This window comes from Sphingobacterium yanglingense, assembly GCF_004363245.1.
Classification (GTDB): domain Bacteria; phylum Bacteroidota; class Bacteroidia; order Sphingobacteriales; family Sphingobacteriaceae; genus Sphingobacterium; species Sphingobacterium yanglingense.
The window spans coordinates 148,125-163,856 of the sequence record NZ_SNYV01000020.1; the positions used below are offsets into that span (position 1 = coordinate 148,125).

Sequence of the window (15,732 nt, forward strand, 5' to 3'; positions counted from 1 at the left end):
CGAAAAGGCTGTCTAAAAAGAAGCCAAGCTGGGAGGTTGGTCTTTTCAGACAGCTAATGATAGGCGTCTAAAGCTCGTCTTCTTTTAATTCGTCGAGAATAGCTTTGACCTGTTTAGTATAAGGAGTATAGAAGTATCTCGTCCAGGCTACGATAGCTGCGGGAACAAAGAATGAAGTAATCAATATAACAATTAGAAAGAGCTGTTTGTTGGAATCTGGTATAGTACTAAGGTCTTTTCCCTGCTCGACGAGACGACTATAGGTGTATACGGCTGTCCAGACCATTAAAAATGGGATGAGTAGAAATCCAAAGGAATGATAGCGTTCAATATTCAACTTGAACTCATAATATATTTCACTCAAGTTGTCTTTGGTGTCATTTGTATAGTGACAGACACGCTGGTAGAAATGGCGAAATATGTTTAGGTAATATATCGAGATAATAACAACGATGGCATAGCTCGTATAATATATTAAGTAGGTGTTGGTGGCAATAGTGAACAGCTGTGGAGCGAAAGCCATAAATATAATAGCTACAATCTGCATGTACCCCTCGTTTTTCATGTTTCGTTTGAGTTTGTCCAAGGGGTGTTGTGCTTTACGTAGTTGTTGGATCCGTGTTGGAATATGTACTTCTTGTGTAGATTCTGCATTCCAGGTCGATTTTAGTTCATCAAAATTCATGGTGGAGTTTCTTTATAATGTTTTGTAATTTTTCTTTTGTGCGGTTCAGTTTTACTCTGACATTGCCTTCGGTGATTCCTAATAGGACTCCTGTATCGCGATGTGAAAGGCCTTCCATAAAATAGAAAACTAACGCTTTTTCAATTCTGTTGAGATCTTGTACAGCAAGGTAGAATAGCTCTAGTTGTTTTTCTTTTTCGGTATCATACTGTTCGTGCAGAGGCTCGTGGTTGGTATCATAAGTGTAACGGTCGCTTCTGCGTTTGTCTTTCTTGAAGTAGGTAATCGCTGTATTGATTGCGACACGGTACATCCAGGTCGAGAACGCTGCGTCTCCCTTAAACTTGGAATAGGATTTCCAAAGCTGTACTATGATCTCCTGTTGTAGATCCTCGCGGTCCTCCTTATTGTCCATATACATACGGGCGACCTTATGTAAGATGCCTTTATGCTCCTCTAGGTGGTTTAAGAATAATTTTTCGTTCAGTTGGTTCACAGCGCTATCGGTTGTTGTAATACGTTTGAATTATCAAGTTATTTAAATTTATACAGTAAGTCTACACACTATGGAATTCGTTACAAAATATTCTTCCAATTATGAAATATCCATGTAATACGGACTGTATAGGCACTGGTGCACATAATTATTTCGTGAGCTCGTTGGACTCGGTTTGAATATTCCATCCCGAGAAGTCGGAACAAGTTATGGTGATTTGAAAAAAACTATTTACACCTGAAAAGTATTAAAATTTGATGTCTACGAAAAAATCGTATATTTACTATCAAACCGTAATTAGATGAAAAGAACACTATTTTTTGGACTGTTGCTTCTAGGGGGAGTATCGTCCTATGCGCAGGAAAAGCCTTTGGCTAAAGTGCATTACAATTTTAAGCATGTCAATGATACAACACAGCGTGACAATTTTCTAATGGATGAAGTGGTGACGTATCTCGGAGAGCATGGAAGTTATTATACGAGTTATTCTATGACTAGGATGCAGGAGAATATCAAAAAGCAGATGGATGATCCTGCATTTGATGGAAACTTGATTATTTCACAGCGTACCTCCCCGGTCAGTGAGGCCTATATTATAGAACCAGCACAGCAGAAGATCACAGAGATTGCTAAGGTGGCTTCGGACGAATTTGTATTATCAGGAACTTACCCACAACAGAATTGGGATATATTGGACGAGTCGAAGGAGATTGGTGGATACAGCTGTCAAAAAGCAACAACGGATTTTAAGGGACGTCATTACATTGTATGGTTCACGACGGACATTCCTTTTCCTGCGGGACCATGGAAGTTGCACGGTCTGCCTGGTTTGATTCTATCAGTGAAAGATAGCAAAGGAGAGGTGGAGTTTGAATACGCGGGATTCGATAAAATGGATACAGAGACAGCAATCCGGATAGCAGCATCTGAAAAGGCAATTGTGTCGACAGAATCAGAGGTCAAAAAACTAGAAAGAGCTTTCAAAGCAAATCCTAGTGCTTATCTAAATTCGCGGAGCAACGTGACTACAGGACCTTCGGGAAGCATGGTTGTTCGGTCTTCTTCTGGAAGTTCAAGCGCTTCGACTTTGGATACCTCAAAAATAAAATCGATGCATGTTAAGAAGGATGATAGCTATAAGCCTTCGAAGACAACTAATAATCCGATAGAATTGACACCTTAGTATATGTACATTAGGCTTCTTTTTTTTCTACTTTTTCTAGCGTCAGGAGGAATTGTTATGGCTCAGCGTGTGACTATCGAAGGTATACTCGTTGATAAGGCTACGAAGGATCCCTTAAATGCGATTACCATACTGCTTAAGTCAGTGGACGGTAAGGTGATAACGTACAAGGCTTCTGATAAGAACGGTTATTTCGCACTGTCTACGGAAAGGGATCTAAATGGAGCCTATGTGGAGATAAACCATCTGGGGTATAAGAAGAAATCTTTTGTGCCGACTGTAGGTGCTAAGATGCAAATTGAACTGGAACAATCTGTCATCCGCTTAGAAGAGGTGGATATCAAAAGCAAGCCTCGTATACAGCGGGTTGGTGATACACTAGCCTATGATGTGTCGTCCTTTGCTAAAGAGGAGGATCGATCTATTGGAGATGTGTTAAAACGTATGCCTGGGATGGAGGTGAATGAGTCTGGGCAGATTAAATATCAAGGTAAAGCCATTTCTAATTTTTATATCGATGGAGACGATTTACTGGACGACCGTTATGCAATCGGGTCGAAGACGATTCCTCATAAGATGGTGCAGGATGTACAAGTCCTGAATAATCATGAGCATAAGAAAGTGCTCAAAAATAAGCGATATACCGATGAGGTTGCGCTTAATCTTGTTATCAAAGACGAGGCCAAGTTAAAGCTCACGGGACAGATAAAGCTGGGAGGAGGTTTGCCAAAACAGTATGATGGAGAACTCAATACCATTTTGTTCAATAAGAAGTATAAACTGCTCAATGTGTTGCAGGGCAATAATGTAGGCCGCGACCTGAGTGGAGCTTTCACCGGATTTAACAAACAGACTGTATTGTCCAGTATGGGCTCTTCACCTGTCAATAATCTGTTGGGACTAGGGACCGTGGGGGCGCCTCCAGTAAACAAGGATAATTATTTTATGAATAATTCGGTCGCATTGGATGTTAATAATCTGATCAATACAAAAGGGGCATGGCAGTATAAATCAAATGTGCAACTGCTGGTAGATCGAAATACATTCGATTATGCGGGCAGTACTACTTTCAATACTAACGGAGAGGTATACGGCTTTGATGAAAAACAACATACTGTAATCAAGCAATGGATGGGGGCATTTAGATTTACGGCGGCCAAAAATCAAGAAAAGAACTATATCAGTAATGCGTTGTCGCTGGAGTACCAAAAGGAAAACGGATCAGCTGATATTTATAGCAATGGGGAGTCGATACGCGTAGCAAGAGAGTTTACAGTTGAAGGTTTTTCAAATCAGTTAGAATATATCCCCGCACTTAAAAACGGAGATATTATTCAGGTCAATTGGTTTATGAATTATGGAAAGAAGCCTCAGACGCTGGCGCTTTCTCCAGGTATTTTTCCGGATCTGATGAATGCTGGGCTTCCTTATGAGGAAACCGGCCAGTATATGGAGGTACCTTCATTTTTTAGCCGTGCTTCTGTTGGCTATCGCTTGCCCAATAAAAAGGTCGGGCAGTATTATAGCGCAGGTATATCGGTGGAAGATCAAAAGTTAAACTCTAGCATTGATCGGTTCTCGATAGGAATGGCCTTGCCTGTCACGCTGGACTCTTCCTTCAACGATACCGATTGGCTTCGGACATCACTCTTTGTTCAGGGTGAATATGAATGGAAGACTAGGCGATTTTCCTCACGTCTTACATTGCCGCTTTCATTACAACAGACCCATTACGAAGATTCTTACTTTGCCTTAGATCATACACAGAATAGATTCCTTTTTAATCCAGTATTGAATGCTAAGTATGTCGTCGGGGTCGAAGATGAACTGAGCTTCTCGTATCGTCGGGAGAATAGCTTTGGCAATATAGAGGGAGTGTATCGCGGGCTTATCATCCAGAATTATAGAACGCTGAATCGTAATAGAGGAGGGATTAATGAAAGCCGTAGCAATGATTTTGGACTGAATTATAAGCTGTCTAAGACGATACAGCTATTGTTTGTCAATATTGAATTGAATTATAATCAGTCTATCGCGAGTGCGATGTTATCCAACGTTGTAGATAATGATATCACCCAGACGCAGCTGGTATCCCGAGAGAATAGAGTAAACTCCTATAGGGCGAGCCTTGGTGTTGATAAGTACATTTTTCCATTGGCTAGTACCGTAAAGCTGGAGGTCAGTTGGACGCTAACAGATTATAATCAGTTGTTTAATAATGAACTATTACCTTTTCAGAATATAAGCTATAGCCTGACTCCTGCTGTAGAAGCTAAAATATGGGAATCCCTCAACTTATCCTATCGCGGACAGTTATCCTGGAGTTCGACTAGACAGGGGCAAGGAGGAAACGGATTGGGAAGAAATGCTTTTAATATGTCTCAGAGCCTCGGGTTACCACTCAGTTTGTTCAAGTTGGTCCATCTCCAGACGAGCGCCCGGCATCTATATAGTAGTCAGCAGGGATTGGAGCGTATCAGTTATGTGTTTTTTGATACTTTCGCACGTTATAGACATAAGAAGTGGAATACGGACTTTGAGTTAAGTCTTTCAAATATAGCGAATGTCAAAAAATTTGAAACGTATACTATATCTGCGAATATGCAGGGGCAGAATAGCTATGAGTTGCGTGGACGGATGGCTATTCTGCGCGCAGTATTTAATTTTAAGTAAGGAAGCGTCTACCCAATCAGGTCTACAAAGGTAGCGTTCGTCATAGAAGCGAGATCTGTGGGCTGTAGGATGACCTGTAGTCCACGCTTACCAGCACTGACTGATATTGCTTCTTCGAGTTGGGCAGCTTCTTCAATGAAGGTCGGAAACTCTTTCTTCATGCCAACAGGAGAGCACCCTCCACGGATATACCCCGTAACCTGTAGCAAGTCCTTCATCGGCAACATTTCACAGTTTTTATTCCCTGATACCTTTGCCAGTTTCTTGAAGTCCAGGTGACTGCTGCCAGGGACGATTGCGACGAGATAAGGGTCTTTTGTTCCTTTGAGCACTAGAGTTTTGTAGAGGAGGTCTGGATCTATTCCGATAGAATGGGCTACATGCTCGGCGCTAACATCCTCGTCATCCACTTCGTACTCCCGTAGCGTGTAGTTTATTTTAGCGGTATCCAATAGCCGCACCGCATTTGTTTTCTGTGCCATAGTTTTAGGCGTTGTATTGTTGTCTATTCTGTAAGATCTGCTGCATATGACGGTCTGCCCATTGGGTGATCGTATCGATCAGTGGCAGCAGCTCCTGTCCTAATGCTGTCAGTTTGTATTCGACCTTGGGCGGAATGACGGGATAGACTTCTCGCGAAATCAAACCATCTGCTTCCAGTTTGCGAAGCGATACGGTCAACATCTTTTCAGAGATGTCACCAATACGTTTATGTATTTCGTTAAACCGCATTTCCTTGCTTTCTCCAAGAACCAGAATGACCAACATGGTCCATTTATCGGATAGGCGATCCAGCACGTTGCGTACGGGACAAGCCTCTATATTGGAAAAATCGCTCATGTTTTAAAAAATTATTGTGTTGATAATCAGTAAGACTAACATGGAGGTAAGTCTATTACAAAGTGTTAAGTTCTTGTCTTACTATAGCTTACTTTTTATCTTTGACTTACCAAAAGTAAGTATAAAAGTTTAAAAATTTAAGAATATGTATTTAATAACAGGAGTAACAGGACATTTGGGCGGTTTGGCTGCCAACGCTTTCTTACAGCATGAAGAAGCAAGTCAATTAAGTGTATTGAGCCGTAGTGCAGATAAAGTAAAAATGCTAGCTGAACGGGGCGTATCCGTTAAAATAGGGGATTATGACAATTATTCCTCCTTGGTTGAGGCTTTTAAAGGTGTTGATAAGTTGCTTTTTATCTCGTCTAATGATTTGATGAATAGAGAGACACATCATCGTAATGTGATTGCAGCAGCCAAAGAAGCAAAAGTGAAGCATGTGGTATTTACCAGCTTTCAATATCAATCTACAGCGGCCGATTCCCCTAACGGGTTGATGCCTGTATATAAGCTAACTGAAGACTTGTTGGTGGATAGTGGATTGAAATATACTATTTTGCGAAATGGTATTTATATGGATATGTTAGCGGATATTATCGGTCCAACTATCCGGGACAGCAAGACGCTTTTTGCGGCAGCAGGAGCTACTCCCGTAGCTTTTACCTCTAGAGGAGATCTTGCTGAGGCAGCTGCTAAGGTCTTATTGAGTACCGATTTTGATAATGAGGTGGTGGATTTGGTCAATGTAAATAGCTTAGGATTTCCTGAAATCGCCAGGCAATTGGGAGATGTACTCCAGTTGGAAGTCACTTATGTCGATGCAACCGAGGAAGCGTATCGCAATGCGCTATCTCAGGCTGGCCTGCCGCCTGTAGTGGTTGATCTTTTTGCAGGTGTGCTGAATAGCATCAAGGCCGGAGAATTTAATAGAACGGGTGAGGCATTGAAGGATATTCTGGGTAGAACGCCATTACAGGTAAAAGATTTTTTTGAAGCGTATTACAGCGAAAAATAGAAAAGAAAGTAAAAGTGGCTTCTAATTTCTTGTAAATTTTGAGGAGATGTCTTTCATTTGGGTGATAAAGGGTACCTTTGGCGAAAATTTTTAATATGCAGGTACGCAAAAATCTGATTTTAGTATTAGCCTCAGTTGCAACTTTTGTCGAGGCATTGGATATTGCCATCATTAATCTTACCATTCCCTCTATACAGGAACAGTTTCATATAGGCGTCGAACAGGCACAGTGGTTACAGACCTTGTATGTGCTGTTGTTTGGAGGATTTCTGATTATTGGTGGACGGATGTCGGACCAAAGGGGGCGTAAGAAAGTATTTCTTGCAGGGGGGGGGGTATTTATGTTGACCTCGCTTGGAGCAGGATTGTCGACCTCTTTTGAGTCTCTAGCCATATTTAGAGCGTTACAGGGGTTAGGGGCTGCTTTTATTATGCCTGCATCTTCTTCTATTATTAATAATACATTTACGGAGACACAAGAGCGTAACCGTGCGATAGGTATTTTTAGCTCTTTTGCAGCGATAGGCTCTGGAAGCGGACTGTCCATCGGTGGATTATTAAGTACTTACCTTAGCTGGCATTGGGTGTTTTTGATCAATGTGCCTATTCTGGCCGTGACGCTGGTTCTGGCTTACATTTATTTCCCGAAAGATGAACCGAGGAAGGAAGCCCAACGGGTGGATATGGCTTCGGCTATTCTCTTGGTATTAGGTCTTCTGTGTTTTACCTATGGTACGCACGAGCTACCTAGTGTAAGTAGTGCTCCGGTCATGATTATCAGTTCTATTCTAGTAGGTGTGCTACTTTTGGGAACAGTTATTTATAGATTGAAGACGGTGGATGAACCATTGATTAAACTTAGTTTATTTGATCAGCCATCGGTATTGGTCTCCAATGGCATCTTTTTTATACAGGGCGCCTTTTTCATTGGTTTTCTGTTTTTGATTTCGTTGATGCTACAGAGCGATATGGGACATACTGCCGCTGCTGCTGGTCTTTTGCTGGTCCCTTTCAGTATACTTTCTGCGTTGATTGCAAAGTTTGCCTTACCGATGGTTTCTAAGCGTCTACAATCCGCACAGATGGGCGTGTTTGGATGGTCGTTTCTACTGTTAGGAGCAGTGGTACTTTGGACTGCGATTCATTTGGGACATCCATTGCCATTGGTATTGATTGGAGTTGCCTGTATTTCCGGTATAGGGATTACCTTCTGCTTTACCAGTATGGCGGTATTGAGTATCCGTGATGTTGAATCTACGAATTACGGGGTAATATCAAGTTTGACGAGTACGAGTTATTTCTTAGGAGGAGGAATTGGCTTGGCTTTTATGACGGTTTTGAATCAGCTCCTGCCGTCCGAATGGGCTGTCGGAAATCTGAGCTTAGGTCTATTGTTCGTGTATGCTTTGGCGAGTGTATTAATCTTATCTAAGATGGCTAGAGGAGAGCGTGCCGCATCTAAGATCGGATAGGGTTAGACAGAAAAGCAAAAACGGCTGTGAAATGTATTGTTTCACAGCCGTTTTTGTTTATACTTTTCGTTTGATATTGGGTAGAAATCCGGTCACGATACCGATCAAAGGTAAAAACGCACAGATGGAGAATACATACTCGATGCTGGTGCGATCGGCAAGCCACCCTAAAACTGCCGAACCAATGCCTCCCATACCGAAAGCAAACCCAAAGAATAGTCCTGCAATCATCCCTACTTTACCCGGGATAAGATCTGTCGCATAAACTAGAATCGCAGAAAAAGCAGAAGAAATAATCAGACCGATAATTCCGGCCAGTATAACTGTGGCTGTGAGCCCTACGTGAGGAAGCAATAGCGTAAACGGTGCAGCACCTAGGATGGATATCCAGATGATCAGTTTACGACCATATCTGTCGCCTAATGGGCCACCTAAAATTGTTCCTGCAGCAACGGATGCTAAGAATACAAATAAGTATATCTGGGACTGTTGTACTGTAACACCAAATTTTTCGATAAGGAAAAAAGTGAAATAACTTGTCATCGACGCCATATAGAAATACTTGGAAAAGATAAGTACCAGAAGTATGATTATGGATATCGTGACAGTTCTTTTGGACAGTGTTTGTTGTTGCGTATTGATTGCACTTCCTGCTGTTGCGGTTTTGGCAACCATATTCTGTTGGTACCAATTGCCGACAATTGTCAGAATGAACATTCCTAATATAGCTAAAGTACCGAACCAGCCGATGTAATTCTGTCCCATAGGAATGACGATGAGGGCCGCTAATAGAGGGCCGATGGCGCTACCGGCATTGCCTCCCACCTGAAATATGGATTGTGCGAGTCCTTTACGTCCACCAGAAGCCAAGTGGGCAACACGAGAAGCTTCGGGGTGGAACACAGATGAACCTATCCCCAAGAGACTGACTGATGTTAAAATAAGATAGAAATTGGATGCAAAAGCGAGGCATAGTAATCCAGAGAGCGAAAAAATCATTCCGATGGCCAAAGATCTAGGGTTGGGCTTCTTGTCGGTATAAGACCCAACAAAAGGCTGGAGAACGGAGGCCGTCAATTGAAAGATGAGTGTTATAATTCCGATCTGTGTAAAGGTCAGTCCGTAATTCTCTTTTAGTAGAGGGTATACGGATGGGACAACAGATTGCATCAAATCGTTGAGTAGATGCGAAAAGCTAATGGCGAAGAGTATAGGGTATACTGTTCTGTTTGCTGATATAGAGGACATAAATATGTATTGACAAACATCAGGTCATCTGATGATTTGGTTTAAAAAATTAAATTCTTCCAATTATTTTAGCCGCGATCTTTGACGCTTTTTCTGCGTTTTTATCACTGATGGCCTGTAATAGATCTTCGTGAATGTCTTGTGATTCGGTAAAGGTACTTGTGTCTTTGTAGAGGGTTGAAAAAAACTTGCTTACGTGTGCAGACATGGTTTTGTAAAGTTGATAGAGAATGGCATTGCCGCAGCTTTCTGCAACCAAGATATGAAAGTCTATGTCGGCAGTGATACAGCGTAACATATCACCGCTTTCGCCATATTGCTTACGTTCGGCCAATTTCTTCTTCATCTTCTTGAGATGAGTCGTTGTCCTATTGGATGCCGCTTTTTCAACAATTTTTAATTCTAAGAGTTGTCTTACCTCAAAGATATCGGCGAAATCTGCACGTTCAATTTTTTCGTCTAGAATACTATTGCTGCTGTGACTGATAATAAAGGTGCCAACTCCTTGTTGTACATTAACGAAACCTAGTTGAGATAAATACTTGATTGCTTCACGTATTGTAGAGCGACCTACGCCGAATTTTTGCATTAATTCTGGTTCAGTAGGAAGCTTTTCATTGATCGCAAAAACACCACGCTCGATACTGTGCTGCAGCGTGTCTGCAACTTCTTGGGCTAGTGATTTTTTTTGTATAATCATTTTCATCATATCATCTGACGACTGCAAATGTAGAAAAATAATTGATATGTGAAGTACTGTTATTTTAAATTTTATAGATAGAGACTATATCGTTTTCGTGATTAAGGCAATCGTTTGCATTTCCTGAACATTCTCCCAAATTAAATTCTCTCTTTACTTTAGATTGTTGGATATGGAATCTATAGTAAACGATTTCATCAAAGACTACTGGTTTTACCGTACCTGAATTAACAATTATAACCCGATGAGTTAATGACATATTTAGAAGGATTTGGATAGCGATTTTGAGGCATAAAAACTTTTGGAAACCATTATACACAGGCTATTGGTTTCCAGTTTAAAGCAGTGGATGTCACAGATGCCGATTAGCTTCTTTAATAATATCGTTAGCAAATATTTCTGGGAAGCAGAAGGTCGATTATGAATAAGAAGATACAATTAACTAATAAACATATGAACAGAAAATTACACAGTACCGGCCTACATAAAATAGGATGGAAATCGGTTATGTTGTGTACGGTGGTCACTTTTTCAGCAGTCCACCTACGTGCTGAAAATCGAGAAAGCAATAGCTATGTTGTTCTGATGCAACAAACGATATCTGGTAAAGTCACTGATATGGATGGGAGACCATTAGCCGGAGTAACTGTTGGCGAAAAGGGGAGCAAGAACTCCACACAGACCAATAGAGATGGGAGATATACGATTTCGGTCGTGGGATCAAGTAAGACATTGACTTTTTCATACATTGGATTTGAGGCGAAAGAGGCGACTGCAATCGATGGACTTACGGTACAACTCGCGCAAGTTGATGGGGCGTTGGATGAAGTTGTTGTTGTTGGGTATGGGCGGCAGAAAAAAACTAATCTTACGACGGCGGTTTCTCAGGTTAGTAAAGAGACACTTGAAAACAGGCCTTCTCCGACAGTTGCGAATATGTTACAAGGGGCGGCCCCAGGGTTGGTTATTTCCCGTAATTCGGGAAGACCTGGGGCACAAGGCTTGAACTTGCAGGTGCGCGGGGCGACTTCTGCAAACGGGGCGGTCGATCCATTGTATGTTATTGATGGCGTGGTGAGTACCGCCGCTAGTTTTTTAGCGATAAATCCTAACGATATCGAGAATATAAGCATACTAAAAGATGGTGGAGCTACGGCCATATATGGAGCACAGTCCGCCGGCGGGGTACTTCTTGTAACGACCAAAGGAGGGTCCTCAGGAAAGACGCGTATTGCTTTTTCTAATAACACGGCTTTTCAACGACCAGCCAATATCCCCAATAGGTTGGCTTTGATAGACGAGATGAACTATATGAATCTGGCCCGTGCGAATGCAGGTATGGGACCCGAATACTCAGACATAGACCTCGATCGGGCGGTTAATGGACCTGCTTTTGTTGAGGGAGCAGATGGACAATGGTTGACCTACAACCAAGAGAATATTCTAGATTATGTAATCCGAGACTCCTATGGTATGTACAATAATAACCTACAGATGAGTGGTGGTACAGAAGATATAACCTATATGACCTCCATTGGAAACATGACACAAGACGGTGTTTTTAAGGTAGGGGAAGATAGATTCAGTAGGTGGAATGCGAGAGCTAATATATCCGCTAAGCTAAACAAATATTTGAAAATGGATCTCAGAAGCTCTTATATCAACGAGGCTAACGATAACCCGACTACAGGTGGCTATGGTCTTGATGGTGGAGGTAATAGTATATTGAGACAGTTTTTTTCCTCACGGGGGCGATTCCCTTTGCTGAATGAAGACGGAACCTACTATAGGTCGGGGACTTCGTCTGCGTTGGGTTATGCGTTGCTGCGTGATGGAGGCTTTGATCGTAACCGAAAGAGTAATTTTTCCAATAATGTGACTGCGACCATCGCTAATTTTGTAGATGGGCTTCAGGTTCGTTTGATGTATAGTCGTGAGGATATTCGGGAGCAGAAACGTAATTTCCGTCGGATGGTAACTTACTACTCTGGACCGAACAAGACTTTTCCGAGTTATCAGAATAATCCAAATAACTATTCTATCATAAACTATAAAACCCTTCAGGAAAACTATCAGGCTGTTGTAGATTATAATTTTAAGGTCGCAGATAGTCATAACTTTCAAGTCATGGGTGGATATCAATTTTTGGACTATCGTTATGAGTCTATATCGGCCTCTACAAGTAATCTCTATGTCAATGATAATCCAAGTCTTAATTTTACTTCAAATCCAATTAATAAATCTCATAGTCAGGCAGATGCTTCTGAGGCTATGCAATCTTACTTTGGCCGGTTGAATTACGATTATAAAGGGAAATATCTGTTTGAGGCTACTGTACGTAATGATGAGAGCTCGAGGTTGTCAAAATCCACGAGAAGAAAGACGTTTCCTTCATTCTCGGCGGGTTGGAATGTAGCTAGTGAAGATTGGTTCAATGTGCCTTCTGGTATCTTGAGCGAACTGAAACCTCGTGTGTCTTGGGGTAAGGTGGGATCCCAACTAGGGATAGGTTATTATGATCACCTAAGTTTGTTGTATCCACAGCGCTCCAGCACATCGACAGTCAATCTTCTCTTGAATGATATGCAACAGGTCTATCTTTATCAAAGATCTATACCAGCAACAGAATTAAGCTGGGAGACTGTCGAAACCCGTAATATAGGTCTCGATTTTTCAATGTTGAATCGGAAGCTATCCGGAAGCTTTGATTACTATAACAAGTTCAATAATAATATGTTGGTCAGTGTTAGTCTACCTGCCACCATAGGGATTAATGTACCTAAATCCAATGATGGTCGCCTGAAAACCTGGGGCTGGGAATTCTCGTTGAACTATAAAGATAAAATTGGATCGGATTTTACATATAGTGTTACTGCAAATGTGGCAGATAATCAGAACAAGCTTATCAATTTTGGGGGGGCTAGCAATATTATCAATGCGGGAGTTAATGGAAAAGTAGAAGGTTATGCGCTTAATTCGATTTGGGCTTATAAGACCGATGGTTATTTTCAGACTGCTGCGGATTTGTCAGCTGCCCCGAACTATGAGAAGCTTGTCAATGTAACCAACGTGCCTGGATTAGGGGATGTACGTTATGTGGATGTTAGTGGAGACGGAATGATTGGTCCAGGAAAAGGTACTTTAGAAGATTCTGGTGATTTGGTCTACCTCGGTGATGTCAATCCTCGCTACCAATATGGGGTTAATATCAATCTAGGTTATAAGAACTTCGACTTTAGCATGTTTGTACAAGGGATAGGGAAACGCAAGTTTAAGCCCAGTAATGAGTTGATCCAACCTGCATTGTATTCTTGGTATTTACCAATGAGTTTTCATACCGATTATTGGACGGAGGATAATAGAGATGCAGCTTTTCCGCGACCTTACTTGTCGGGTAATCATAATTTTGTGGCGTCTGATAAGTGGTTTCTTAATGGAGCTTATGCGCGCTTGAAAAATGTTCAACTGGGCTACACGCTTAGAAAGGAAACGTTTGCTAAACTACCGTTTTCTAGGGTTAGATTTTACCTCTCGGGCGAAGATTTATTTACAGTTTCTGCAATGGGTATTTTTAAAGGTGTTGTTGATCCAGAGATGAAACCAGAGGATGATAAAATATCGCCTTATCCATTTGCAAAAACATATTCATTTGGTTTAAATATTGATTTTTAAAAAGAAAGTAATGAAAAATATAAGTATACAATTGTTGCTAGGTCTGGCCTTGGTGACGCAGTTGGTATCCTGTGACGTAGATAGGTATCCTGAAAATACGGTCAATGATGCTAATTTTTGGAACTCCGCTGAAGATGTCCGTCTTGTTGCCAATTATTTTTATACAACACTGCCTGGGTTAGCGACAGCCGATGTAGAAATGGATAACTGGGGAGTGGATGGCTATCAGAATGACAAGGGGAATCCGACAAGCGATGGTTCTAGAATTGCACCGGCGACGTCTACAGACTATGATTACAGTAATATTTATCAGGCCAATAAACTGATAGAAAAGGCGTCAGAGGTGATCGCTAAGGGGGCAGAAGAGAAAGTGGTAAATTGGTATGTGGCGGAGGCCCGCTTTTTTAGAGCCTGGTACTATTTTGAAATGTTTAAGCGATTTGGTGGAGTACCGATTATTACAAAAACGATGGGGGTGTCAGATCCGGATATTTTTAAGGCTAGGGCGACAAGAGAGGAAGTTCTTCAATTGATTTATGACGATCTTGATTATGCAATTGCGACATTGAGATCAGCAGATCAGCTGTCTTCAGCGAAAGATTATGGCCGGATTTCTAGGACCGCTGCTCTGGCATTTAAATCTAGAGTAGGGCTGTTTGAAGGTACACGTGCCAAGTTTCATGGCTATGGTGATGCTAAGAAGCACCTTACCATAGCAAAGGATGCTGCACAACAAGTTATCGAGTCGAAGGAGCACGCTATTTTCAGTACGCCTGTAAAGGATGGAAATGGCAAAGTGAATAATGAGGCCTATTATAATTTGTTTCAGGAAGCGGGAGAGGGTAGAGCAAATAAAGAGAACATTATTGTAAAGCAGTATGGTGTTAATTTAGAGAATAGCATATTAATTACTCCTATTCAACGATATTACGAAGGAGGAAATATTGGTGCTACGCAAAATTTCGTTGACAATTATCTTATGATAGATGGTCTTCCGGTCCAGAAGTCTTCATACTATATTGCGCCAAATGCGCAGATGAAACATGTAGAATACTTCTCCAAGAGGGATCCTAGAATGAGCTTCACACTCTTCAAAGCAGGAGATGAGTTTAAGGGATCAGGAAAGTATTCAATCCCGAATGCGACATTGCAGCGTACAGGATTTAATATTAGGAAGTATGCCAGTGCACAGTCTTTTGATGTGCAACGTTCCTATATTGATCGGCCAGTACTGAGGTATGCAGAGGTGTTGCTGAATTATGCAGAGGCGGTATATGAGTTGGATGGAGTGATCACGGATGAACAATTGAATGCAACGATTAATGTGTTGCGTAAACGTCTCCCAGAGGTGAATGTCGGTACTTTGGAGGCGCCAAAATATACCTCTATGCCATCATTGAGTAATGCATTCGTCAATGACAATGGGTTGAAGATGCAGAATGAGATACGGAGAGAGCGAAGGGTTGAGCTCGCTTATGAAGGTGGTATGGGGTATTGGGACTTGATACGCTGGAAGACTGCTGAACACGAAATGATAAAACCATTATTAGGTAGTTATTTCTTTTCGGAGTATAGTACTGCCAATTGGTCCGATAAAACTCCAGTTAATACGGATAAATATATTGTTTTACAGCCGGCTAATTTGCGGAAATTCGATCCAGAGAAAGATTATTTATGGCCCTTGCCGACGAATGAGATTGCAAAGAATAAGGACGTGTTAACGCAAAACCCTAAATGGTAGCGAAAGA

The 15,732-nt window shown here is 41.5% G+C and carries 12 protein-coding genes; 6 read left to right on the top strand and 6 right to left on the bottom strand.

The window, feature by feature from the left end; all coding sequences use genetic code 11:
* Window positions 1-67: 67 nt before the first annotated feature.
* Both CLV99_RS22940 and CLV99_RS22945 read right to left on the bottom strand, forming a co-directional pair.
* Window positions 68-685, bottom strand: a complete 618-nt coding sequence (locus CLV99_RS22940; protein WP_133586865.1) for a hypothetical protein — start codon at window positions 683-685, stop codon at window positions 68-70.
* Window positions 675-1,181 (bottom strand): RNA polymerase sigma factor, encoded by a 507-nt coding sequence (locus tag CLV99_RS22945; protein WP_133586866.1) that lies wholly within the window; start codon window positions 1,179-1,181, stop codon window positions 675-677. Before CLV99_RS22945 ends, CLV99_RS22940 begins: the two co-directional genes overlap by 11 nt.
* A gap of 301 nt (window positions 1,182-1,482) precedes the next feature.
* Here CLV99_RS22945 and CLV99_RS22950 point away from each other — a divergent pair, with 301 nt between their 5' ends.
* Window positions 1,483-2,364, top strand: a complete 882-nt coding sequence (locus CLV99_RS22950; RefSeq protein ID WP_133586867.1) for a GLPGLI family protein — start codon at window positions 1,483-1,485, stop codon at window positions 2,362-2,364.
* A gap of 3 nt (window positions 2,365-2,367) precedes the next feature.
* Window positions 2,368-5,037: a TonB-dependent receptor gene (locus CLV99_RS22955; RefSeq protein ID WP_133586868.1), complete on the top strand. Its 2,670-nt coding sequence runs from the start codon at window positions 2,368-2,370 to the stop codon at window positions 5,035-5,037.
* A gap of 8 nt (window positions 5,038-5,045) precedes the next feature.
* Here CLV99_RS22955 and ybaK read toward each other — a convergent pair whose 3' ends face one another.
* Both ybaK and CLV99_RS22965 read right to left on the bottom strand, forming a co-directional pair.
* Window positions 5,046-5,519, bottom strand: coding sequence for a Cys-tRNA(Pro) deacylase (ybaK, locus tag CLV99_RS22960; protein ID WP_133586869.1), 474 nt, complete (start codon window positions 5,517-5,519; stop codon window positions 5,046-5,048).
* 4 nt (window positions 5,520-5,523) lie between these two features.
* Window positions 5,524-5,877, bottom strand: coding sequence for a winged helix-turn-helix transcriptional regulator (locus CLV99_RS22965; protein WP_133586870.1), 354 nt, complete (start codon window positions 5,875-5,877; stop codon window positions 5,524-5,526).
* Between the two features lie 145 nt (window positions 5,878-6,022).
* Between CLV99_RS22965 and CLV99_RS22970 the strand changes: the two genes are divergently transcribed.
* Window positions 6,023-6,892, top strand: a complete 870-nt coding sequence (locus CLV99_RS22970) for an SDR family oxidoreductase (RefSeq protein ID WP_133586871.1) — start codon at window positions 6,023-6,025, stop codon at window positions 6,890-6,892.
* 95 nt (window positions 6,893-6,987) lie between these two features.
* The gene (locus tag CLV99_RS22975) at window positions 6,988-8,364 is read left to right on the top strand and encodes an MFS transporter (RefSeq protein ID WP_133586872.1); all 1,377 of its coding nucleotides are present in this window, start codon (window positions 6,988-6,990) and stop codon (window positions 8,362-8,364) included.
* Window positions 8,365-8,421: 57 nt separating this feature from the next.
* Here CLV99_RS22975 and CLV99_RS22980 read toward each other — a convergent pair whose 3' ends face one another.
* Entirely contained in the window at window positions 8,422-9,612 is a 1,191-nt protein-coding gene (locus tag CLV99_RS22980) for an MFS transporter (RefSeq protein WP_133586873.1), read from the bottom strand.
* Window positions 9,613-9,661: 49 nt separating this feature from the next.
* The gene (locus CLV99_RS22985; protein ID WP_133586874.1) at window positions 9,662-10,321 is read right to left on the bottom strand and encodes a FadR/GntR family transcriptional regulator; all 660 of its coding nucleotides are present in this window, start codon (window positions 10,319-10,321) and stop codon (window positions 9,662-9,664) included.
* 444 nt (window positions 10,322-10,765) lie between these two features.
* Here CLV99_RS22985 and CLV99_RS22990 point away from each other — a divergent pair, with 444 nt between their 5' ends.
* Together CLV99_RS22990 and CLV99_RS22995 are read left to right on the top strand one after the other, a co-directional pair.
* A complete protein-coding gene (locus CLV99_RS22990) occupies window positions 10,766-13,984 on the top strand; it encodes a SusC/RagA family TonB-linked outer membrane protein (RefSeq protein ID WP_211348634.1) in 3,219 nt (1,072 codons plus the stop codon).
* Window positions 13,985-13,994: 10 nt separating this feature from the next.
* On the top strand, window positions 13,995-15,725 hold the full coding sequence (locus CLV99_RS22995) for a RagB/SusD family nutrient uptake outer membrane protein (protein WP_133586875.1): 1,731 nt from the start codon (window positions 13,995-13,997) through the stop codon (window positions 15,723-15,725).
* The last annotated feature ends 7 nt before the right edge of the window (window positions 15,726-15,732 follow it).